The sequence below is a fragment of the Actinomyces sp. oral taxon 175 str. F0384 genome, assembly GCF_000223355.1.
Lineage (GTDB): Bacteria > Actinomycetota > Actinomycetes > Actinomycetales > Actinomycetaceae > Actinomyces > Actinomyces oris.
This window is the reverse complement of the sequence record NZ_AFUR01000006.1, coordinates 356,045-376,449: the sequence shown is the minus strand read 5'-3', so window position 1 is coordinate 376,449 and position 20,405 is coordinate 356,045. Positions and strand designations below refer to the sequence as shown.

Annotated in this window: 20 protein-coding genes; 6 read left to right on the top strand and 14 right to left on the bottom strand. The window is 65.6% G+C overall.

Going from position 1 to position 20,405, the window contains the following annotated elements; genetic code table 11:
• Positions 1 to 37 precede the first annotated feature (37 nt).
• The 3 genes from HMPREF9058_RS10200 to hisN form a co-directional block, all read right to left on the bottom strand.
• The gene (locus tag HMPREF9058_RS10200) at positions 38 to 2,407 is read right to left on the bottom strand and encodes a tetratricopeptide repeat protein (RefSeq protein WP_009747893.1); all 2,370 of its coding nucleotides are present in this window, start codon (positions 2,405 to 2,407) and stop codon (positions 38 to 40) included.
• Between the two features lie 297 nt (positions 2,408 to 2,704).
• The gene (locus HMPREF9058_RS10195) at positions 2,705 to 3,541 is read right to left on the bottom strand and encodes an undecaprenyl-diphosphate phosphatase (RefSeq protein WP_009407124.1); all 837 of its coding nucleotides are present in this window, start codon (positions 3,539 to 3,541) and stop codon (positions 2,705 to 2,707) included.
• A gap of 401 nt (positions 3,542 to 3,942) precedes the next feature.
• Positions 3,943 to 4,836 carry a histidinol-phosphatase gene (hisN, locus tag HMPREF9058_RS10190; RefSeq protein WP_003786930.1) on the bottom strand — a complete coding sequence of 298 codons (894 nt, stop codon included), beginning with the start codon at positions 4,834 to 4,836 and terminating at the stop codon, positions 3,943 to 3,945.
• Between the two features lie 271 nt (positions 4,837 to 5,107).
• On the opposite strand from hisN, the gene HMPREF9058_RS14030 reads away from it, so the two are divergent.
• A complete protein-coding gene (locus HMPREF9058_RS14030; protein ID WP_009407408.1) occupies positions 5,108 to 6,430 on the top strand; it encodes an NAD(P)H-dependent oxidoreductase in 1,323 nt (440 codons plus the stop codon).
• A gap of 93 nt (positions 6,431 to 6,523) precedes the next feature.
• Complete coding sequence (locus HMPREF9058_RS10180) at positions 6,524 to 7,018, top strand: GNAT family N-acetyltransferase (RefSeq protein WP_009407247.1); 495 nt, start codon at positions 6,524 to 6,526, stop codon at positions 7,016 to 7,018.
• Between the two features lie 82 nt (positions 7,019 to 7,100).
• Here the strand turns inward: HMPREF9058_RS10180 and HMPREF9058_RS10175 are convergent, their stop codons facing one another.
• From HMPREF9058_RS10175 to HMPREF9058_RS10160, 4 genes are all read right to left on the bottom strand, one after another.
• Entirely contained in the window at positions 7,101 to 7,652 is a 552-nt protein-coding gene (locus HMPREF9058_RS10175; protein ID WP_009407195.1) for an NAD(P)H-dependent oxidoreductase, read from the bottom strand.
• Between the two features lie 46 nt (positions 7,653 to 7,698).
• Entirely contained in the window at positions 7,699 to 8,721 is a 1,023-nt protein-coding gene (locus HMPREF9058_RS10170) for a zinc-dependent alcohol dehydrogenase family protein (RefSeq protein WP_050798054.1), read from the bottom strand.
• Positions 8,722 to 9,003: 282 nt separating this feature from the next.
• A complete protein-coding gene (locus HMPREF9058_RS10165) occupies positions 9,004 to 9,870 on the bottom strand; it encodes an ABC transporter ATP-binding protein (RefSeq protein WP_009406982.1) in 867 nt (288 codons plus the stop codon).
• Positions 9,871 to 9,873: 3 nt separating this feature from the next.
• Positions 9,874 to 10,941 (bottom strand): iron-siderophore ABC transporter substrate-binding protein, encoded by a 1,068-nt coding sequence (locus HMPREF9058_RS10160; RefSeq protein ID WP_009747896.1) that lies wholly within the window; start codon positions 10,939 to 10,941, stop codon positions 9,874 to 9,876.
• Between the two features lie 176 nt (positions 10,942 to 11,117).
• On the opposite strand from HMPREF9058_RS10160, the gene HMPREF9058_RS10155 reads away from it, so the two are divergent.
• Both HMPREF9058_RS10155 and HMPREF9058_RS10150 read left to right on the top strand, forming a co-directional pair.
• Positions 11,118 to 12,113 carry an iron ABC transporter permease gene (locus tag HMPREF9058_RS10155; protein ID WP_009747831.1) on the top strand — a complete coding sequence of 332 codons (996 nt, stop codon included), beginning with the start codon at positions 11,118 to 11,120 and terminating at the stop codon, positions 12,111 to 12,113.
• Positions 12,110 to 13,225, top strand: coding sequence for an iron chelate uptake ABC transporter family permease subunit (locus HMPREF9058_RS10150; protein ID WP_009747959.1), 1,116 nt, complete (start codon positions 12,110 to 12,112; stop codon positions 13,223 to 13,225). Before HMPREF9058_RS10155 ends, HMPREF9058_RS10150 begins: the two co-directional genes overlap by 4 nt.
• A 474-nt stretch (positions 13,226 to 13,699) precedes the next feature.
• On the opposite strand, the gene HMPREF9058_RS10145 is transcribed toward HMPREF9058_RS10150, so the two are convergent.
• The 6 genes from HMPREF9058_RS10145 to HMPREF9058_RS10130 are packed head-to-tail and all read right to left on the bottom strand — an operon-like array spanning position 13,700 to position 17,538.
• Positions 13,700 to 14,794 carry an HAD hydrolase family protein gene (locus HMPREF9058_RS10145; RefSeq protein ID WP_009407151.1) on the bottom strand — a complete coding sequence of 365 codons (1,095 nt, stop codon included), beginning with the start codon at positions 14,792 to 14,794 and terminating at the stop codon, positions 13,700 to 13,702.
• Positions 14,788 to 15,189, bottom strand: a complete 402-nt coding sequence (locus tag HMPREF9058_RS10140; protein WP_043538160.1) for an NUDIX domain-containing protein — start codon at positions 15,187 to 15,189, stop codon at positions 14,788 to 14,790. Before HMPREF9058_RS10140 ends, HMPREF9058_RS10145 begins: the two co-directional genes overlap by 7 nt.
• 10 nt (positions 15,190 to 15,199) lie before the next feature.
• Positions 15,200 to 16,090 carry a DMT family transporter gene (locus HMPREF9058_RS10135; RefSeq protein ID WP_009747822.1) on the bottom strand — a complete coding sequence of 297 codons (891 nt, stop codon included), beginning with the start codon at positions 16,088 to 16,090 and terminating at the stop codon, positions 15,200 to 15,202.
• Positions 16,075 to 16,701: a DUF6024 family protein gene (locus HMPREF9058_RS13490; protein ID WP_368072137.1), complete on the bottom strand. Its 627-nt coding sequence runs from the start codon at positions 16,699 to 16,701 to the stop codon at positions 16,075 to 16,077. Before HMPREF9058_RS13490 ends, HMPREF9058_RS10135 begins: the two co-directional genes overlap by 16 nt.
• Positions 16,611 to 17,006, bottom strand: a complete 396-nt coding sequence (locus tag HMPREF9058_RS14025) for a DUF6024 family protein (protein WP_368072136.1) — start codon at positions 17,004 to 17,006, stop codon at positions 16,611 to 16,613. The genes HMPREF9058_RS13490 and HMPREF9058_RS14025 overlap by 91 nt, the downstream gene beginning before the upstream one ends.
• Positions 16,996 to 17,538 (bottom strand): hypothetical protein, encoded by a 543-nt coding sequence (locus tag HMPREF9058_RS10130; protein WP_254654127.1) that lies wholly within the window; start codon positions 17,536 to 17,538, stop codon positions 16,996 to 16,998. The genes HMPREF9058_RS14025 and HMPREF9058_RS10130 overlap by 11 nt, the downstream gene beginning before the upstream one ends.
• A 793-nt stretch (positions 17,539 to 18,331) precedes the next feature.
• On the opposite strand from HMPREF9058_RS10130, the gene HMPREF9058_RS10120 reads away from it, so the two are divergent.
• Both HMPREF9058_RS10120 and HMPREF9058_RS13635 read left to right on the top strand, forming a co-directional pair.
• On the top strand, positions 18,332 to 18,676 hold the full coding sequence (locus HMPREF9058_RS10120; protein ID WP_009747857.1) for a transposase family protein: 345 nt from the start codon (positions 18,332 to 18,334) through the stop codon (positions 18,674 to 18,676).
• A 5-nt stretch (positions 18,677 to 18,681) separates the two neighbouring features.
• Positions 18,682 to 18,858: a hypothetical protein gene (locus HMPREF9058_RS13635; protein WP_175284718.1), complete on the top strand. Its 177-nt coding sequence runs from the start codon at positions 18,682 to 18,684 to the stop codon at positions 18,856 to 18,858.
• A 215-nt stretch (positions 18,859 to 19,073) separates the two neighbouring features.
• Here the strand turns inward: HMPREF9058_RS13635 and moeB are convergent, their stop codons facing one another.
• Positions 19,074 to 20,390 carry a molybdopterin-synthase adenylyltransferase MoeB gene (moeB, locus tag HMPREF9058_RS10115; RefSeq protein WP_009407193.1) on the bottom strand — a complete coding sequence of 439 codons (1,317 nt, stop codon included), beginning with the start codon at positions 20,388 to 20,390 and terminating at the stop codon, positions 19,074 to 19,076.
• Between the last annotated feature and the right edge of the window lie 15 nt (positions 20,391 to 20,405).

The window sequence follows — 20,405 nt, the reverse complement described above, 5'->3', positions numbered from 1 at the left end:
TATCCTACAAGTGGTCAGTGGCCCCGAAGCAGAATTCTCACGGCGTTCCGAAGAGCTTCTCCGCATCCTCAGTTCTTCCAGCGGCGCGATAGGCGTCGGCCAGGTTGCCGAGCGAGGTGAGAGTGACAGGGTGGGCAGGTCCCAGGGTGCGGGTGCGGTCCTCGAGGTTCTGCTCGAACAGGGGGATGGCCTCCTCGAGCCTTCCGGCTGCCTGGTAGGCGCCGGCGAGGGTGCTACGTGAGGTGAAGGTGTCGGGGCGGTCGGGACCCAGGATGCGGATGAAGTCGGTGAGGTTCTGCTCGAAGAGGGTGATGGCCTCGTCCAGTCTGCCAGCATCCCGGTAGGCGCCGGCGAGGCTGTGGCGTGAGGCCAAGGTTTCAGGGTGGTCGAGGCCCAGGGTGCGGGCGACGTCGTCGAGGTTCTGCTCGAACAGGCGGATGGCCTCGTCGAGCCGGCCCGCGTCCCGGTAGATGCCGGCGAGTTGATTGCGCGCGCTGAGGGTGTGGGGGTGGTCGGGACCCGCGAGGCGGGTGAAGTCGGTGAGGTTCTGCTCGAACAAGGGGATGGCCTCTTCGAGCCTGCCAGCATCCCGGTAGGCGCCGGCAAGCTGGTTGCGCGCGGTGAGGGTGTCGGGATGGTCGAGACCCAGAGTGCGGGCGACGTCGTCGAGGATCTGCTCGTACACGTCGACGGCTTCGTCGAGTCTGCCCGCATCCCGGTAGGTAGCGGCGAGGTTGAGACGTGCGGCCGAGGTGCCAGGGCTGTCGGGGCCCATGATGCGCATGGCGTCTGCGAGGATCTGCTTCTTCAGGGTGACGGCCTCGTCGAGTTTGCCCGCTTCCCAGTAGGTGGCGGCGAGATCGTCACGCACGGTGAGAGTGCTGCGGTCATCGGGGCCCAAGACGCGGCTACGGCCGCTGAAAACCTGCTCGTACAGGGTGATGGCCTCCTCGAGCCTGCCACTCGCTTTATAGGCGCAGGCGAGGTTGAAACGTGAGGTCAGGGTGCTGGGATGGTCGGTGCCCAGGACGCGGATGGAGTCCTCGAGGATCTGCTCGTACAGGGTGAGGGCCTTGTCAAGCCTGCCCGCGTCGCGGTAGGAGCCGGCGAGACTGTTGCGTGAAGCCAGGGTGTCGGGGCGGTCAGGGCCCAAGACATCGCGGGCCCGGGTCACGGAGTCAGTGAGACAAAGGGCCAGCTGCGACATCCCAAGACTGGTCGCGTCGTGCAGTGTCTCGGCGAGCTTTGAAGACACCCGTGGCTCAGAAAACAGTGAATGAGAGTAGTCCTGTGATGTGACTGAGAGCAGCTGCTCGATGACATGGTGGGTCTCGTCTCGCCGCTGTTCACCATTCTCTAAGCGGTCTACGTCAATCCCGCCGAGAAGTGTTGCAGCGCACCTACGCGCCTCACCGAGCTTCTTCTGGTCATTCAGGTAGGTTTCCCGGTACACGTGTCCCTGGAGCCAGTGAATAATGGTCTTGTCGCCGTCGCTGGATTCTTGGAAGATAGCGGCGCTCTTCAGGAAAGACAAGGTGTCGCGTACTGCGTCGGAGTCGCCGTCGAGCCTCAAGAGCCAGTGAGTCGGCACTCCGGAAGCAGCCAGGAGAGACAGTGCGCCGAGGAGCGATACGGCGATCCTCTCCTGCTGAGGATGCTTGGTTCTGAGCTGCTCCAGGACCTGTTCATAGGCCATGAGCAGTGCGATGCCGACGGCGTCGGGGTAGTTGGCACCCTCGAGGCGACTTGTGCGTGACTCGAGCGAGTGACGACTCAGCCTGTCAAGGTAGCCGGATAAGGAGTATCCACCCTGTTGTGCTGTCGCAAGGGCTTGGGCGATGGCGACGGGCACGTCGCCGAGCGCATCCGCGATCCGGTCAGCTGCATCGCGGTGAGTGTCGCCAGTGAGCTCGCACAGGAGGGAGATCGACTGCTCCCGATCGAAGGCGCCCACCGTCAACCGCAGCCACCCCAGGTCGTCCCAGTCGAAGTGACGCGGGGTGGTGACGAGGGTCCGAACTCCAGTGCCCTCGGGGATGAGGTCTCTCAGGTCGTCCGGATTCTCCACGTTGTCGAAAACGAAGAGACGGTCTGCCGCCTCTGCTGAGCGCAGTCGATCCAGGAGGCGCCGAACAATGACCTCCAAAGGAATGTTCTTCGGTGCGTTGATACCTGCCCGTAGCGCGAGTTCGTAGAGACCGGCAATGATCTCCTTACGTGAGGCCGCATGAATCCACGCGACCAGGGGCCAGCGCTCCTCCTCGCACCTGGCCGCAACCGCAGCGGCCAGCTGAGTCTTGCCGCTTCCCCGCATCCCCGTCAGAACCGTGCGAGGCTCGGAGTGAGCGAAGACGGCGTCGAAGAGTTCATCCTGTCCCTGCCGCCTGACGAAACCTGCGGCGAGCACGGGACGACTTCCGAAGCGAATTCGTGTAGGAGAAGCGGGTGGGTGGCGAGTGGTCATGCTGCGGCTCTCCCCGATGTCCTTCGTCGTCGTCCTCAGCGGCCAGTGAGTCTGCGCTTACCCCAGGGGGGTGGTCGTGGCGCCTATCGTACAAGCGGACGACGACGCAGAAGCAGGATTCGTGCGGCGTCGGATCTCGATGCTGAGGAGCACAGAAATCACGTGGGGCAACGGAAGAATCCGTTGCCCCACGTGAAGAATGCCGGCGGAGGTGAACTGAGATCGGCGGCAAGGGCTCCGTCAGGCGGCGATGGTGCCGGCGGAGACCAGGGCGATGATGATGAGGCCCAGCAGCACTCGGTAGACGAGGAAGGATGTGAACTTGTTGGAGGACACGAAGCGCAGCAGCCAGGCGATGGTCGCGTAGGCGACGACGCCGGAGACGACGGTCGCGATAATGGTGGGCGTCCAGCCCACGGTGTCACTGATGGCGCCGGCCTCGGTGACGGCCTCCAGCAGGCCGGCCGCAACCAGGGACGGAATCCCCATGAAGAAGGACAGGCGCGTGGCCGTCACCCGATCGAACTTGAGGAAGAGGCCGGCGGAGATCGTTGCCCCGGAGCGGGAGATGCCGGGGAGCACCGGGGACAGGGCCTGGAATGCACCGATGATGAGGGCGTCCTTGACGGTCACGTCCTTCATGCCCTTGGTGAGGTTCTGCTGGCGGTCGGCCAGCCACATGACTGCCGACCAGATGATGAGGGCTCCGGCGATCACCCACAGGGAGCGGACCGATTCCTCGATGAATCTCTTGAGCAGCAGCCCGACGACGGCCACCGGGATCGAGCCCAGGATGATGCCCCAGCCGAGCGTGTAGTCGGGGTCCCGCCGGGCCTGCTGGTTGCTCAGGCCCCTGAACCAGGCGGTGACGATGCGGACGATGTCGGCCCAGAAGTAGATGATGGCGGCGATGATCGCACCGACCTGGATGACGGCGGTGAAGGCCGTCGTGCCCGTTTCGGTGATGTCGTGGCCGAGCAGCTTCTCGACGATGTTGAGGTGGCCGGTGGAGGACACCGGGAGGAACTCGGTGATGCCCTCGACGATGCCGAGGAGGATGGCGTGCAGCCAGTTCAAAGGGACTCCTGGGGTGGATGGATGGTGGACTCACGGCAGGTTACCGGCGCACGGGGTGGGGGAACGGCCGGGTCACTGTGGTACCCGCCGCAGCGGTGGCGGTTCAGCCGCGCGGCGACACCGGGGCAAAGGCCCAACTCTGCGGCCGCATATCAGTTTGTATCCCTTTTATAACGTCGGATGCGGGACAAGTCCAGCCCGTGCGACCTCGGCGTGTGGCCCCGAGGAGCGGCTGCTTCCGTCGTGCGGTGTCCAGTAGCGCCCCGCCCTCGTGCAGCGTGGCTACCCCTTAACCAAAGTGTCTTGGCTCACTTTTGCGCGTTTTAGATCTTTTAGATCTTTTATAACTTCGGGGCGCACTGGTGTCCAGCAGATGGGGTTGCGGCTCAAGCGGGGCCGGCTCAGTCCGTCTCGGCGCTCAGGTGGTGCAGGGCGACGTCGTGCAGCAGCGAGTTCGTGGCCACCGCGTTGCCCCCGAAGGGCCCGGGCTCGCCGTCCAGGGAGGTGAAGCGCCCGCCTGCCTCGGTGACCACGGGGACGAGCGCCGCCATGTCATAGAGCTCGAGCTCGGGCTCGGCGGCCAGGTCCACGGCGCCCTCGGCCACGAGCATGTAGGACCAGAAGTCCCCGTAGGCACGGGTGCGCCAGCACGACTGCATGAGCCCCAGCATCCCGCGCAGCCGCTTGGTCTGCGCCCACCCCGACAGCGAGGAGTAGGACATCGAGGCCCGGGTGAGGTCGTCGACGCCGGACACCGACAGCCGCCGCGCCGAGCTCAGGGAGCGTCCGGTCCAGGCTCCGCCGCCGGACACGGCCCACCAGCGTCTCCCCAGCGCGGGGGCCGAGACCAACCCGACGACGCACTGGCCGTCCTCGATGAGGCCGATGAGCGTGGCCCATACCGGCACTCCCCGCACGAAGTTCTTGGTCCCGTCGATCGGGTCGATGACCCACTGACGCGAGGAGTGTCCAGTGGTGGGCAGTTCCTCACCCAGGACGGAGTCGCGCCCGCGCGCCCGCCCCAGCTGCTCGCGGATGACGCGCTCGGCCTCCTTGTCGGCCTCGGTGACCGGCGTGAGGTCCGACTTGGTCTCCACGGTGAAGTTGCCGGCGTCGAAACGGGCCAGGGTGAGGCTGTCCACCTTGTTGGCGATCGTGTGCGCCAGGTGCAGGTCATCGCGCCAGCGCCGCTGCTTGGCCGGGGGTGCCGTCAGCGCGGGCTGCGCCGCTGCCGGTGAGGGCGCCGCGGGCGGTTCCGGAAAGACGGGGCGCTGTGGGCGGGGAGTCTCGCTCATGGCACCACGGTAACGGGGGAGCGGGCTCGGCGAGACCCCACCGTCGTCGGGCGCGCCACCCGGCAGGCCGCCCGGCGTGTGCCGAGCCGTTACCTCGCCGTGAGATTCCTGGCGGCGTCAGAGGCGTGAGGGAGGTGTGGGGGAGGGATGGTTTATTTCCCGTTATATTGCGGAAGAACGGCGTCGGTCATCGCGCGGATAGGAGCCTTCGATTTGGCGGGCTGTTATTGGTTCGTTACGCTGACGAGTATGACCCAACCCGGGAGGCTCAATGCAGCATAATGCCGGTTTTACCAGGGATGACGTCGTCACAGCGGCCCTTGAGATCGGTGTGGACCGGTTCACGATGGGTAAGGTGGCGCGTCGGCTCGGGGTGAGTGCGGCTGATCTGGGACGCACCGTCAGCTCTCGCGACGACCTGCTCGTGGCTTGCCTGGAGCGTGTGTCCGCCGACGCCACACTGCCCCCCACCGGCCTGAGCTGGCAGGACTACCTGCGCCGGCTCTCCGACTCGCTGTGGGACGTGCTCGACGCCCATCCCGGCCTGGACCACACCCTCATCAACCTGGCCTGGGCCTACGTGCCCTTCATGTCCGTGGCCAAGCGCGCCCACAACGCCCTCGTCTCCGGGGGTCTGCGCAGCGAGGACGCCTACCTGGCGCTCAACTACACCCTCTCGACGGTTCTGACCGCCCACCAGCAGGCGGTCGCCATGGCCGAGACCGTCGAGTCCGACCGTCAGCCGGGCCGGAGCAAGCGCGGCATCGACGTCGCCACCCGCATGTGGGACGAGCGCTTCGGCGACTCGAACGCCGCCCTGGGCATGGGCGGACCCAATGAGCTGCACAGTGGCGACGACGCCGATCGCGTCCCCTTCCGCCCCAAGGAGTCCTGGCTGGATCGCGGTGCGATGGCTCCCAAGCTGGAGGTCATCATCGGCGGCTTCTCCAGCCTGAGCGACGTCCTGTCCGGCGCCGGGAGCCCCGGCGCCTCACGGGGGCCATCCCCCGCTTCACAGTCCAACGACACCAGGGAGTCCTCCGTGAACACTCTCGTTCTCGTCTTCCACCCCAACATCTCCGAGTCCCGGGTCAACAAGGCCCTCGGGGCCGCGGCGGAGTCGCTCGGCGGCAACATCACCGTGCGCTACATGTACGACCTCTACCCCGACTTCAACATCGATGTGGCCACCGAGCAGGCGGCTCTGCTGGGCGCCGACCGCATCGTGCTGCAGTACCCCATGTACTGGCTCTCCTGCCCGCCCCTGCTCAAGAAGTGGCTCGACGACGTCCTCACCTTCGGTTGGGCCTACGGCTCGACCGGCACGGCCCTGCACGGCAAGGAGCTGCTCCTGGCCGTCAGCGTCGGCGGCGCCGGCAGCGCCTACGGCCGCGAGGGTGCACACATCTACACGATCCACGAGTTCCTGCGGCCCATGCAGGGAACCTCGCGAGTCATCGGCACCAAGTACGCGGTGCCCTTCCTGTCGGTGGGCGCCCTGGAGATCACTGATGAGGCCATCGCCCGCCGGGCGCAGGACTACGCCGCGGTCCTTCAGACCCCCGAGCTCCCGCTGCTCGACATCTTCGGCTGAGGTCCTTCAGCGGTCCTGAGCTACTGGGTCCCCGTCGGCGCGATGGCCGGCGGGGACCCGGCGTATCTGTGGGGAGCGCCGTAGGATCTCGGCATGGTTGAGATCGTTGCGTACCGGCCGGAGCAGCGTCAGGTGCTGCTGGACCTGTCCCTGCGTGCCTGGGCTCCGGTCTTCCCGCTCATGGAGCAGGACGTGCCCGCCTTCGTCTACCGCTCCTTCTACCCCGAGGGCTGGCGGCAGCGACAGTTCTCCGATCTTGCCGAGGTCCTCGACGGCGAGCCCGACGGCGTCGATGTCGCCGTTGTCGACGGTCGCCCGGTGGGCTGGGTGTGCACCCGTCTGCATCCCGAGGACAGGATGGGGGAGGTCTATATCGTCGTCGTCGACCCCGACTATCAGCGTCGCGGCATTGGCCGTGCCCTCATGAACCACTCCATGGAGCGGGCCCGGGCCGCCGGGATGGCCATGGTGATGGTGGAGACCGGCGGGGACCTGGGGCACGCCCCGGCCCGCGCCACCTACGAGGGGCTCGGCTTCCAGCGCTGGCCGGTGGCGCGCTACTTCAAGGACCTGGCCGACGGCGACTGAGGCACCCGTGAGACGCCCCGAGGGCCCAGACCGGCGAACCGGCCTGGGCCCTCGGGCATGTGGACGCTGCCTGCTGGCGGACTCAGCCGCGGAGGTCCAGAACCGGCAGGTCCGTGGACTGCAGGGTGGCGGCGTAGTCCTCAGCCCGCTGAGCCAGGGCCTCATCGGTGATGGTGAGGATCCCGGTGGTGGTGAAAGGTGCCAGGTAGGTCATCTGGACCATGTTGGCCGTCGCCTGGAGGGGGCGCAGCAGCTCGGTGAGCGTGTAGCCGTAGGAGGACTCATGGCTGTAGGCCTCGCCGGGACCGCCGGTGCTGACGGCCACCAGCAGCTCCTTGCCGGCCAGGGCCTTGCCGGTCGAGCCGTAGGCCCAGCCGTAGAGGAGCACGTCGTCGAGCCACTGCTTGAGCAGGGCGGGGGTGGAGTACCAGTACATGGGGAACTGGAGGACGACCCGGTCGGCGGCCTCCAGGGCGGTCTGCTCGGCGGCGACGTCGACCTTCTGGTCGGGGTAGAGGTCGTACATGTAGCGCACGGTGACGTCGTTACCGAGGGCCTCGGCCTTGGCCGCCAGGGACCGGTTGGCGCGAGAGGCGGACATGTCGGGGTGGAAGACGAGAACGAGGGTCTTCATGAATGCTCCTGTTGTCAGACGATGATGGTGGGGTGTGCGGCTCGGCTCAGGGCTCCAGGAGCACCTTGATGGCGCGGCGCTCGTCCATGGCCTTGTAGGCCTCTGCGGCCTCCTCCAGGGGCAGGCGCAGGGTGAAGACCTTGCCGGGGTTGATCTCGCGCTTGAGGATGCGGTCGATGAGGTCGGGCAGGAAGCGGCGCACGGGCGCGGGGCCGCCCAGCATGTGGATCTCGGCGAAGAAGAGCTGGTCGCCGGGCAGGGAGACGCCGTGTGCCACGCCCACGTAGCCCAGGTGCCCGCCGGGGCGGCAGGAGGCGATGGCCTGCATCATCGAGGTCTGGTTGCCCACGGCCTCGACGACGCCGTGAGCACCGTAGCCGCCGGTGAGCTCCTTGACCTTCGCGGCGCCCTCGTCGCCACGCTCGGCGATGACGACGTCGGCGCCGAACTCGCGGGCGAGCGCCGCCCGGTCCTCGTGACGGGAGAAGGCGATGACCTTCTCAGCCCCCAGGGCCTTGGCGGCCAGGACGGCGGACAGGCCCACGGCGCCGTCGCCGACCACCGCGATGGTCTTGCCGGGGCCGGCCTGGGCCGCGACGGCCCCGAACCAGCCGGTTCCCAGGACGTCGGAGGCGGCCAGCAGCGAGGCGATGATCTCGGGGTCCTCGGGCTTGCCGCCGGGAACGACGACGAGGGTTCCGTCGGCCAGGGCCACGCGCGTGTACTCGGCCTGGGTGTCCCCGATGAAGCCACCGTTGGCGCAGCGCGACTGGAAGCCGTCCTCGCAGATCTCGCAGGTGTTGTCGCTCAGGCAGAAGGAGCCGACGACGAAGTCGCCGACCTTGACGCTCGTGACCTCGTCGCCGATCTCGACGACGGTGCCCACGTACTCGTGGCCCATGGGACGGGCCTCCTCCACGGGGGAGATGCCCCGGTAGGGCCACAGGTCCGAGCCGCACACGCAGGCGGCCTCGAGCTTGACGACGGCGTCGGTGGGCTCGATGACGTGGGGGACCTCGCGGTCCTCGACACGGACGTCTCCGGCGGCGTGCATGACGACGCCGCGCATGGTGGCGGGCAGGGCGGGAGCAGAAGCAGTCACAGGTATGTCCTCACATCAGTTCTGGTTGATATGTGAAGACTAGGTGCGGGCCTCGGCGCGGGTCCACCGCCCACAGGTTCTGTCAGGGCGACCCTGCGGGGCCGCGGGGGACCGGTCGTGGTCCGTGAGGTTGGTGTGTATCGGCCCGAGAGCAGGCGAAGACCGGTGCCGGTGAGCGGGCAGCGATGCTCGCAGGCGCTCGCGGGTGATCGCGCTCGGCCGAAGCCCGATTGCGGGCCATTCCGGTCCTTACCCGGCCTCACCTGCCGGCGTCGTCGCAGCGGTCCCGCGCGGCAGGGGCAGAACCAGCGGGGTCCCGGTGAGTGGGTCGGAGATGACCTGGACCTTCAGGCTGAAGACCTCCTCAACCATCTCCGCGGTGACGACATCCTCGGGGCGGCCGTGGGCCATGATGCTGCCGGCGCGCATGGCGATCACCTCGTCCCCGTAACGACAGGCCTGGTTGAGATCGTGGAGCACCGCCACGATGGTGGTGCCCAGCTCGGCGTTCAGGTCCCGGCACAGCTCGAGGAGGTCCACCTGGTGGGCCAGGTCCAGGTAGGTGGTCGGCTCGTCGAGCAGGAGGATGTCGGTGCGCTGGGCCAGGGCCATGGCCACCCACACCCGCTGGCGCTGCCCGCCGGAGAGTGCGGACACGTGCCGGTTGGCCAGGCCGACGACGTCGGTGCGTTCCATGGCCTCGGTGACGGCCGCGTCGTCGTCGGTCGACCACTGGTGCAGGAGCGACTGATACGGGTAGCGCCCGCGCGCCACTAGCTCGTGGACGGTGATCCCGGGCGGGGCGATGGAGGACTGGGCGAGCATGCCCACTCGCCGGGCCAGCTTCTTGGGGGCCAGGGTGGCGATGTCGCGGCCGTCGAGGACCACCTGCCCGGAGCTCGGGGAGAGGACCCGGCTCATGGCGCGCAGCAGCGTGGACTTCCCGCAGGCATTAGGGCCCACGATCATCGTCACCGCGCCCGGGGTGATGGCCGTGCTCAGGTCCTCGATGACCGGATGGCTGGGATGGTAGGCCAGGCGGATGCCCCGGACGCCCAGGCCCGCAGTGGGGACCTGGGCGTCGGAACGAGCCTGCGATGAGACCGGAGCGGGCACGGACTACTTCTTCTTCGGCAGCGTGTCCGCCACCGTGGTCATGACGAGCCGTGCCGCGGTGGGGCCGGCGTTGAGGAAGAAGGCGTCGTCGTCAACGCGCACGGCGTGCTTGTCGTTGACGGCCTTGAGCCCCGCCCACAAGGGCATGGCGGTCAGCTCAGTGTTGTTCTTGTCCTTGTCCTTCTCATCCTTCGGGGTCTTCTGCGCCCCGTAGAGGATCCAGTCGGCCTCTGCCTCAGCCAGGGTCTCGGAGCTGATGTCCTTGTTGCCGTTGTCGGTGAAGGTCTGGGTGCTGGGGCGGGCGACGCCCATGTCGGACAGGACAGAGCCGGCCAGCGAGACCGCCCCGAAGAGACGAAGCTTGTCGCTGGTCTTGCGCAGCAGGGAGACGGTGGGATTGCCGTCGATGGCAGAGCCGGCCTTCGCGGCGTCGACCTGGTAGGTCTCCATCCACTTCTTGGCGGTCTCCGGCTTACCCAGGGCGTCGGCCACGAGGAGGAAGTCCTGCTTCCACGCCTCGCTCTTGCCCTGGGTGACGACGGTGGGCGCCACCTCGGACAGGGACTTGTAGAGGGTGTCGATGTCGTCCTTGCCCGCCTGGTTGACGAGGATGAGGTCCGGGGACAGGTTGCCGATGTCCTCGACGCTGGGGGACTTGCGAGAGCCGACGTCCTTGATGGCGCCCAGCTTGTCGGCCTGCTTGGGGAAGGCCTTCTTGAGGTACTCCGGGACCGTTGCGGCGCCGTCGCCCTTGGTCGAGCCGATCGGCACGATGCCCAGGGTCAGGGCGACGTCGAGCTGACCGGTGGACAGGATGACGACCTTGGTGGGGGCCTTCTTGATCTCGGTGGTGCCCTTGAAGTGGACGACCTTGCGGGGGAAGACGTCGTCGGCCTTGCCTGAGCCCTTGCCCTCGGGCATGCCGGTGGGCACCGATGAGGCGGGCTTGGCCTTGGCGGTCGAGGAGGCGCTGGAGTCCGCCTTCTTACCGGAGCAAGCGGCGAGGACGGGGATGGTGGTGGCCAACCCTGCGAAGACGAGAGCGCTGCGGCGGCTGTAGTGGGATGTCATGGGCTTAGGCTAACCTAAGTCATAGCGTTTTTATCAAGAATCATCCTGAGGAAAGGTGGGGACGTGGCGGAGGTCGCTCGTCAGTCGCAGCCGGGAGCTCTGGCGTGATTGCCCGGTGGTGGGAGCGCCGCGGTGGCTGTGGTGAGGAGTCTGCCGGGAGGTCCGCCCCTACGTCAGTGGGGGTTCCGGTGGGTGGGACCGTCCTTGTTCTCGGGGTGCTGTCGGTGCTTCTGTGCCTGGTGAGCCTGGCCGTTGGGTCGCACAGTCTGACGCTGGAGGAAGTGGCCGGTGCCTTCGTGCCGGGCAGGACGACGGTCGCCTCGGTCATTGTCTGGCAGCTGCGGATGCCGCGGACCGTCCTGGCGGTCATGGTGGGAGCCTCGCTGGCCGTGGCGGGGGTCGTCATGCAGGGGCTGACCCGCAATCCCCTGGCCGAGCCGGGCATTCTCGGCATCAATGCCGGCGCGTCGCTGTCGGTGGTCCTGTCGATGTCTCTGCTGGGGCTGACAGATGTGAGTGACTTCCTCTGGTTCGCCTTCGCAGGGGCCGCCCTGGCCGCCTTCCTCGTCCACCTCATGTCGGTGCGCAGCGCCGACGCCGGACCCGCCAGGCTCGTGCTGGCCGGGGTGGCGCTGGGGGCGAGCCTGCGGTCGATCACTGGGACCGTCACCATGTACGACTCCGTCACCTTCGACTCCTACCGCTTCTGGGTTCTGGGCTCGCTGGCGGACCGGGATGCGGTGCTGCTGGTGTGGGTGGCGCCCTTCCTCGTCGTCGGGCTGGTGCTGGCTCTGGCCTCGGGGCTCACGCTCAACGCCTTGGCGTTGGGGGAGGAGCAGGCCAAGGCGCTGGGTGTCAGCCCGAGGCGCGCTCGGGCGCTGGCACTGACCTCGATCACTCTGCTGTGTGGGGCGTCGACGGCGGCGGTCGGGCCGATCTCCTTCGTTGGGCTGGTGGTCCCGCAGGTGCTGCGGCTGGCCCTGGGGGCTGACCAGCGCAGGCTGCTGGCGGTCTCCCTCGTCGCCGGACCGGTCCTGCTGCTGGCCGCCGACGTCGTCGGGCGGGTCATCCTGGACTCCGGTGAGATGGAGGCGGGGGTCGTGACCGCATTCATCGGCGGTCCGGTGCTGCTGCTCATGGTCATCCAGCGGATGGGGGTGAAAGGGCGGTGAAGCGGGTTCGGGACGCGGCCGGTAGCGCGGCGTCGGAGACCGACGGTTTGCGCCTCGGAGCTCCGGCCTCTCAGCTGCGATGCCCCGTTGGACGTCGCAGGGCCTTCCTCGTCCACCGGCGGGCCGCTGTAATGACCGTGCTGGCGCTTGCTGCGGCGCTGGCCGTGGTGGCTGTCTCGGTGCTGTTCGGCGCCTACAACATCTCCGGGGCCGACGCGCTGCACACACTGCTGACGGGGTCGGGAAGCAGGATGGATCGCTTCTTCGTGCTCAACCAGCGGCTTCCGCGCGCGGTCGCGGCGGCGCTGGTGGGGGCGATGCTGGCGCTGTCGGGTGCGGTCTTCCAGAACCTGTCACGAAATCCCCTGGGCAGCCCCGACATTGTGGGGTTCACGACCGGCGCCTCCAGTGGTGGGTTGTTCATGCTTCTGCTGGCGGCGTCGGCGAGTGATCTCCAGGTCTCGGTGGGAGCGGTCCTCGGAGGCTTTGCGACCGCGGCGGTGGTTGCTCTTGTGTCGCGGCGCGGTGGCGTGGGCGGCGACAACCTGATCCTGACCGGGGTCGCCATCTCCGAGATGCTCTCGGCTGCCAACAGCTACCTCATCTCCCAAGCCAGTCTTCCCAGCGCCGAGACCGCCAAGGCCTGGCAGTACGGTTCCTTCAACGCGATTTCCTGGGGGCAGGTCAAGCCCCTGTCTTTGGCTGCTGCAGTGCTGCTGATTCAGGTCGTGTGGCTCGTGCGACCTGCGAGCCTCCTGGAGATGGGTGACGACGCCGCAACCAGCCTGGGACTGCGGGTTGGCAGAGTGCGCGGCGCGATGCTCGGATACGGCGTCGTGCTGGCGGCGATCTGCGTGGCAACGGCGGGACCGATCGGTTTCATCGCCCTGGCCGCACCGCAGCTGGCGCGCCGGCTGAGCCGGTCGGCTGGGATGACGCTGATCGCCTCGGCGGCCATGGGGGCGCTCTTGCTGGGCGGGGCTGATTTCCTGGCGCAGCGGCTTCTCAGTCCCTTCCAGATCCCGGTGGGTCTGGTCAGTGCGGCGCTGGGCGGGCTCTACCTCGTCTGGCTGCTCATGGCTCCTTTGGGGAGTGCGGAGCGGGCCGGCTGAGGCCAGCGTGAGTGCCAGCGCGTCTGCGACCGTGGCCCGTACCGAGAGGAGCATCACCTACACCAACGCCTTCGCGTTCCGTGCCCTCGCAAGCACCTTGGTCGCCGACGTTGTTCCTTCGCAAGCCAGGCTGCTGCATTTTAGGAACTCGTGTTTCCCACGCAACTGATGGACCTCCGCCTTGAGCTTCGTGAGTTTCAAGCCGACTCGGAGGTCTTCTGACTGTCCAGGCCGGTGGCGTGCTCCTTCCTGCACCGTGCGGCCCGGTTGCCCACGTCTGTGGCTCACAAGATCGTAGGACTCGGTCACCTCCGCTGTGGTGGCCCTCCACAGGCCGCTTCACTCTCAATCTGTGTCCAGCAGTTCCTCTAAGTACTTCGCTGCTCGCATGGTCTCCTCCCATATCCACTCATGAAAGGAGAATCTCCCCAAGTCCGAGAAACGCCAGGCACTCCACACATGCTGGTGGTGACGTCAGTGGTGCAGCTCAAGCAACTGCTCCAGAATGGACACCACCGCGCCAGGGCGTGAGGGGACGCGGACCGTCTGCCTCCTTGCCCTGACCTCTTTCAGCCCGTCCCCGACAATGACACCGATGTCTGCCGCGCGGATCATCTCCACGTCGTTGGCGTCGTTGCCTACCGCGACCCACGTGGAGACGGGGCGATGGCGAAGGGCCGGTGACTGCCCCATGATGGCTGTCCCTCCCACGGTACCCGCACCTCCCGAGGCGGCCGGCAGCCTCATGCAGACGCTCTTGTCCACCCCTGCCGCGCAGATATCGACCACGCCGTCCTCGTGCGGGTAGGCGACGACGCCGTCGAGGCGTAGCCCCAGCAAGTCCTGGAGAGTGCTCGCGGGCTCCGGGCCGCCCGTCTCCTGCGAGTCGGCAGCCCTCGTACCCGGACCAGCCGCTCCTTGTAGCGGATCAGTGATGCTCTGCCTGATGCTGTCCTGCCCCGCACGGCCCCGGCACCTTTTGCTGACGACCGTCACCTTGAGTACATCCTCAGTCGGTACCTGCGCCGGGTCGGTGCACCACGTGCCATCCGGGTAGTCCCGCATGTGCTCCAGGCCGTCCCAGAGGCCCTGTGCCGTCCCGGAATCTTGGCTGTCCCTTCGCCGGGACTTCTTCTTCACCCCTGTCTCTGGGGACTCAGCGAAATCTGAGACCGCTTCAGACACTTCCCCCGACCACGGATCTGCGGCGGGGTCATGGCCCGCCAGTGCAGTGAAAGAGCTGCCCTGGTCCACGTAGAGAGGCATGCCCTCGCGGAAGGCGGCGTCCACGACGGCGCGGACGTGATCCGCCCTCATGGGGTAGCGCCTCTCCTTGTCTCCTAGGCGCAAGAGAGCCCCGTTGAGGCAGACCGAGCCTTCCAGGCAGGTCACGGCATCTCCCAGTACCTCGGCCATTCCTCGGGGCGCACGTGAGGTCGCCACGATGACCGATATGTCCTCACGTCCCGCGGCCCGCCTGAGAAAGGGGGCCAGCCGGGGATCGGCGACTCCGCCGAAGACGACGGTCCCGTCCAGGTCTGTCACCACGCCCACCGGGCTGTTCAGCATTGACCACGCATCCTTGCAATATCAGGAATCACCCTGCTCTGAAAGGTTGACCCATCACCTGGCGAGCAGGTCACGGGGACCCATTCTACGGCCTCGATCTCAGAGCGAGGGACCGGGTCGCCCACAATATCGCACATGTAGACGAATAGGGTGATCATCCGGCTCCGGTCGAAGATGGAGACATCTTCATAGGTACCGAAGTAAGTGGCCGACACCAACGAGACCCCGAGCTCCTCATCAAGCTCGCGGCCGAGGCAGGCGACATGCGACTCCCATCTCTCCAGCTTGCCTCCAGGAGAAATGAGGTCGGTCGTACCACGCTTGCGGACAAGCAGCATGCTATTCCCGCGGAGAACGACCGCAGCGCACTTGACAATTGGCGGACTCTCCCCCATGTCACGCCTATCAAGTCGCACCCGCTCTCTCCCTCCTTGAGCGGCGAATGTAGTGCATGTTGAGGCCGATGATCGCTCCGATGACCACCGACCCACCTAGGAGTGAGGCCGCCCCGGGATTCTCACGGAAGAACAGCCACACCCACACCGGGCCCAGCACTGTCTCCGCCAACACGAAGATTGCTACATGGTGCACGGGCAGGAGCTTCGGTCCAACGGATAAGCAGACCAGACCGACCGGCATGACCACGAAGCCTTCGGCCACCAGAGGCAGCCATGAGGAGGACTCGTCAGGAACCTTGACCCCGTGCAGAAGGGCAGCAGCGGTGAGTGCGCACAGCGCACCGCCGACCGCTGTGGTGAGGAAGGGGCTGGAGCGGCGTTTGGAGGAGCATACGAAACCACCGCTCATCGACACGGCAGCCAGCAGGGCCAGCAGTTCCCCCCGGCCTGCGGCGCTGGACAGCTGTGAAGCGAAGATGATCGTCATACCGGCCAGCGACGCCAGGATCGCCAGGACCGTCGGCCGGTCGATGCTGGCCCGGAGAAACACTCGTCCCAGAATTGCCGACCATACCGGCATGGTCGCCATGATAAAGAGCGTGTTAGCGGCGGAAGTGCTCTCGATGGAATACACGAATGCCACTGATGCTATCCCGAACATCAGCCCGTTACCCCAGGCAGCCCACTCGTTGTCCCAGCGTTGCTTTACCCCAGCAACGTGGCAGACCACTGCCGCCAGCACCATGGCAGCGCATATCAGCACACCGCGCCACAACGACAACACCCCGGCCGGCTGGTCTACAGCGCGGATGAGGGCTGCATCAAAAGACATGAACAGGACCCCGCCGAGCACCACCACCGCGCCCCGGACGTATCGGTTATCTAGCATTCCCGACATCTGATCAGTCCCTTCAGGTCACGGCAGAAGGCTTCAGTAGCATCGACCCAGGAATCATCCTTGCACCCCAGGCTCGAGTACGAGTAGCGAATGATTCCCTGACGCCTGAAGTACTTGGCGCTGGGTGGAAGTTCTCGTACCATCACGTTCGCGTCGCCTCCTCCTCTGGACATCTTTACCGCCGCCATAGGGAGTCCGCCGCCACCTCCCACGATCTCTAATCCCTCCGCGGCCGCCCAGTCGACAAGGTCTTGCGAGAACAGGAGCTGTGCCTTGTTCCAGACCTTTCCGCGTCTCATTCTATCAAGCGCCTGTTCAAGCAGATCAAGTGATGGGTAGCCGCCCTCAGTCAGTGACAAAAAACTCGCAATCGACGGCAACTGTTGCCCTGTAACGGCATCTAGTATCACTATACCCAGCCCCGGTGCGAGCGCCAGATGCTTATGAAGCGGCGCAATTACGACTGTACCACTCGACACCAGTTCCTCGGTAAGGGAAGTGCCAAGAGACTGTGCTCCGTTCACGACAGAGGCTGTCGCGCCCCCTGGTTCACGGAAGCTGTTGTCGACGCTAACGTCACTGGGGCTACATGCGTATGAAAACCGACCCACCTGCCGTTGAGCACCTCTTCCATAGATCTGACTACTCCTTGATAGGGGCCGTAGTGCCTCCATAGTGGACCTGCCCCTCTCAATCTTAAATTCTCTGCCATAATCCCCCCGAGCACCACAGCCAGGGCGGTAGAGGTGTTCGGGACAAAATGAATGCAGTTAGAGTCTACGCCTAGGTCGTGGCCTAGCATGTCAGCAAGAGCGCTCCGACTTCTGGAAGTATGTCCGTAATATGATTCTCTCGATCGGTCGTGACTCAATAAAGGATTTAGTGAAGGATTTATTGAGGCTGGATCATTTGGCATACCTAGAACCCTCTAAGGAGGTGGAAGAGTTAACTATACTGCCCTGAAGGGAGTCGATAATGTCGACAGCCTTGCGCTCCTTATCGCGCAAATACTGTAAAACAACTTCATCACTCGGCGTGGTAAAACTGTCGGCGAATACCGACAGGCCCTCGAGCGATTTTGTGGACAACCCTAACTGTAATAACTTGTACTTAACGTCATCAGACGACTGCGCCCAGTCGTAGATGGGACTCTCGTACGTGATTCCGTAACCCTTCATGAACTCCACAAAGTAGTCCTTGGCCACGGAACGCTGCTCCGGAAACTCCTTCTGGTAGACAGCGATACCGTCATTAACTATAGTAATGTCGTTCCGCTTGCAGTAGTCGATCACGTGGCAGTGTATCGCTATTTTCTCTCCCAGCAGTACAAGATTCTTCCTGTAGGTCAGGATGTCTTGTTCAAGGTCTGCAATAGCGAGAGAGCGGAAGCTTCCAGAAATATCTTGATTGACGTGTCTCAGCATCAGTCCGCCAAAGCGGCTCCTCATCTCTCGCACCCGTACCTCAAGGACATCTCTGTGTAGAGAACATCCAGAATTTGCCGTGTACAGATGTACTGGCATACCTCTCAGCATCAGAGAACAGGCTGCAAGAGTGCTATCGCGTCCACCCGTGAACATCACCAACTGTGCATCGCTGCCAGCCTATTCTCCCAAGGTAGTCTCCTTCTGTGTTTGCAACCAATTCATTGAGTCTCACCTCATGTGGAGCCCATCTGGATGCAAATGATTCGATCTATTTGTAGTTAAATTAACACACTCCCAAGAATGCTGCAATTCCAGAACAATATACGACATGCACAAAAATAATTACGGAGGTTAGTAGCAATCCTTGAGGTGGGGCTGGCAAAGTTGGTTCAGGTGCTTGGCTGAGTGTTGAAATTGATGGCTCGTTTGGTCGTCTTGACGTGGATTTGGCGGTTGAGGCGATGAATATGCTGGGGTTGTGGAAGAGTCGGGTCACGCTGATGGGCAGGTTATGCAGGTCGGGCATGATCTCGGGGACCGTTAGCGGTGTGCAGCTGGTGGTGGTCCTCGCACGTGACGACGTCTCTGGCCCAGTGGAGTCGGTTTTCTATTTTCCAATGCCCTTGGAGCCAGACGGTGACCTGTTCGGGCTGGGCGTCGGTCATGGGTAGGGAGCTCAGGGTTCGGCAAAGTCGGTGGGTGGGGGTGTCTGAGCTGGTTTGATGGGGCGGTGTGTCGTTAGGACGGGGGCGCAGGCCCTGTGGGGACGATGAGCGGTGCTTAATCAATCCCTTCGTCCTGGGAGCCCGCTCTGATGTCATCCTCCACCACGAACGCCTTGTCGCGCCAGCCCCTGGTCCAGGTTCTCAGGAACATCACCGACCCACGCGACAGACGCGGAGCGCGCCACAGCCTGTTCACGGTCTTGTCTCTGGCTGTGACCGGAGTGCTGGCGGGCTGTTGCAACCTGACAGCGATTTGGGAGCACGCCACCGACCTGACTGGTGCCGACCTGGAGGCCCTGGGGCTGGAGAAGGGCCAGACTCTTCCGTCGGAGTCGACCATCCGCCGGGTTCTGCAGGACCTGGACCACGCCACCGGCGCCGTGCTGACCCAGCAGCGGGTGGCGGACAAGTCCAACCAGAGGTCCCGGCCCTGAGGGACTTGCTTGAGCCCGTCGACATGGACGGGGTGGTGGTGACTGCTGATGCGATGCACGCCCAGACCACCTGGCGGCCCATCGAGGGCACCATCACCACCACCGAGACCTCCACCCCCTACGACCTGGTCCGCATCGTCACCTACCTCACCGACGACGCCGAAGAAGCCCAAGGCCACTAACCCCCACACCCAACAACACACGCAGCCGCACCGCAGGCCGCCGGCTCACTCCACGACCGGTGTCACAAACGGCGACTTTTAAAAGCACACCTGGCCCGACAACCACCGCACTCCGGCGCGTATACGCTGGTCAGAGCCCTACAGGCCCGGGCACGTCAGCCGATGGACGGCTTAAAAGTCGCCAATCGTGACACCAAGGCCCGCTGATGCCGCGGTCAAGGTTTGCTAGAGACCCAGGCCCTCATGCCGCCCTCGAGGTTGAGGAGCCGGCCGGGATAGCCAGCAGCTTTCAGTGCCTCGATGGCGCGGGCCGAGCGCACCCCAGCGGCGCACACGACCACGGTCGGGCGATCCCCATCCAGTTCGTCCATCCGTGCCACGACCTCACGCAACGGAATGTGCAGCGCGCCTCCCATCGGCTCGAGCGCCACCTCGACGTCCTCGCGCACATCCAGCAGCGCCGGCGGCACATCGCCCTCCAGGAGCCTCCTCAGCTTGGCCGCAGAGACAACCTCCACTCCCACCCCCAAGGCCTCACCAACCCCCTGAGCCTGGGCGGACGCAGCGGGGCCGGACTCAGAGCCTCCGACCTGCTGACAGGAGTCACCCCCGGAGCCGGGCTCCTGTGGCTGCGTGTCGGCCTCGGGAGTTCGGGGAATCACGCAGGCATCAGCCTCAGCGACCAGCGCGGTGATACTCGGGTTCTTCCCGCACACCGGGCAGGCCGGGTTCTTCGCCACCGGAATCTCCCGCAGGTGCGCCCCCCAGGCGTCGAGCAACGCCAACCTCCCCAGCAGCGGCTGCCCGCCACCGATGACCAGCTTGAGCGCCTCAGCGGCCTGCATCGTCCCGATGATGCCGGGCAGCACTCCCAGCACCCCCGCCTCCGCGCAGGAGGGCACCGAACCTGCGGGCGGCGGGGCGGGATGCAGGCACCGGTAGCACGGGCCCCGGCGCGCGTCGAAGACCCCCACCTGCCCGTTGAACCCCAGTACCGCCCCGTGCACCAGCGGCAGCCCCAGCATGACGGTGGCGTCATTGACCAGGTACCGCGTGGGAAAGTTGTCCGTGCCGTCGATAACCACGTCCCAGCCGCCCAGAAGGTCCCGGGCGTTATCGGCCGTCAATCGCCTCCGGTGGGCAACGACCTCAATGTCAGGATTGAGCGCTCTGATCGCCTCGGCCGCCGAGTCCACCTTGGGGCGCCCCACGGCCGCCGTGGCATGGATGACCTGGCGTTGCAGGTTGGACACGTCGACGTCGTCGTCGTCAATGAGCCCGATCGTCCCCACTCCGGCGGCCGCCAGGTACAGCGCCGCCGGTGCCCCGAGCCCGCCGGCACCGATGAGCAGGACCCGGGACGCGCGGATGCGCTGCTGCCCCACGAGCCCCACCTGCGGCACGAGGGCATTGCGGTGGTAGCGCTCCAGCTCATCGCGGCTCAGCGGCCGCAGGCGCTCCTCGGCGATCACCGATCCGCAGACGCCATCGCGATCACTTCGGTCAGCGGTACTCACAGGGTCCTCCCTCATCTCACCGGTCCTTCT

Coding starts and splice junctions, on each gene's coding strand:
- hisN (WP_003786930.1), bottom strand. CDS start 4,836: ATGAGCGAGACTCCCCGCCCACAGCGCCCCGTCTTTCCGGAACCGCCC.
- HMPREF9058_RS14030 (WP_009407408.1), top strand. CDS start 5,108: ATGCAGCATAATGCCGGTTTTACCAGGGATGACGTCGTCACAGCGGCC.
- HMPREF9058_RS10180 (WP_009407247.1), top strand. CDS start 6,524: ATGGTTGAGATCGTTGCGTACCGGCCGGAGCAGCGTCAGGTGCTGCTG.
- HMPREF9058_RS10175 (WP_009407195.1), bottom strand. CDS start 7,652: ATGAAGACCCTCGTTCTCGTCTTCCACCCCGACATGTCCGCCTCTCGC.
- HMPREF9058_RS10170 (WP_050798054.1), bottom strand. CDS start 8,721: ATGCGCGGCGTCGTCATGCACGCCGCCGGAGACGTCCGTGTCGAGGAC.
- HMPREF9058_RS10160 (WP_009747896.1), bottom strand. CDS start 10,941: ATGACATCCCACTACAGCCGCCGCAGCGCTCTCGTCTTCGCAGGGTTG.
- HMPREF9058_RS10145 (WP_009407151.1), bottom strand. CDS start 14,794: ATGCTGAACAGCCCGGTGGGCGTGGTGACAGACCTGGACGGGACCGTC.
- HMPREF9058_RS10140 (WP_043538160.1), bottom strand. CDS start 15,189: ATGGGGGAGAGTCCGCCAATTGTCAAGTGCGCTGCGGTCGTTCTCCGC.
- HMPREF9058_RS10135 (WP_009747822.1), bottom strand. CDS start 16,090: ATGTCGGGAATGCTAGATAACCGATACGTCCGGGGCGCGGTGGTGGTG.
- HMPREF9058_RS14025 (WP_368072136.1), bottom strand. CDS start 17,006: ATGCCAAATGATCCAGCCTCAATAAATCCTTCACTAAATCCTTTATTG.
- HMPREF9058_RS10130 (WP_254654127.1), bottom strand. CDS start 17,538: ATGAGGAGCCGCTTTGGCGGACTGATGCTGAGACACGTCAATCAAGAT.
- HMPREF9058_RS10120 (WP_009747857.1), top strand. CDS start 18,332: ATGTCATCCTCCACCACGAACGCCTTGTCGCGCCAGCCCCTGGTCCAG.
- moeB (WP_009407193.1), bottom strand. CDS start 20,390: ATGAGGGAGGACCCTGTGAGTACCGCTGACCGAAGTGATCGCGATGGC.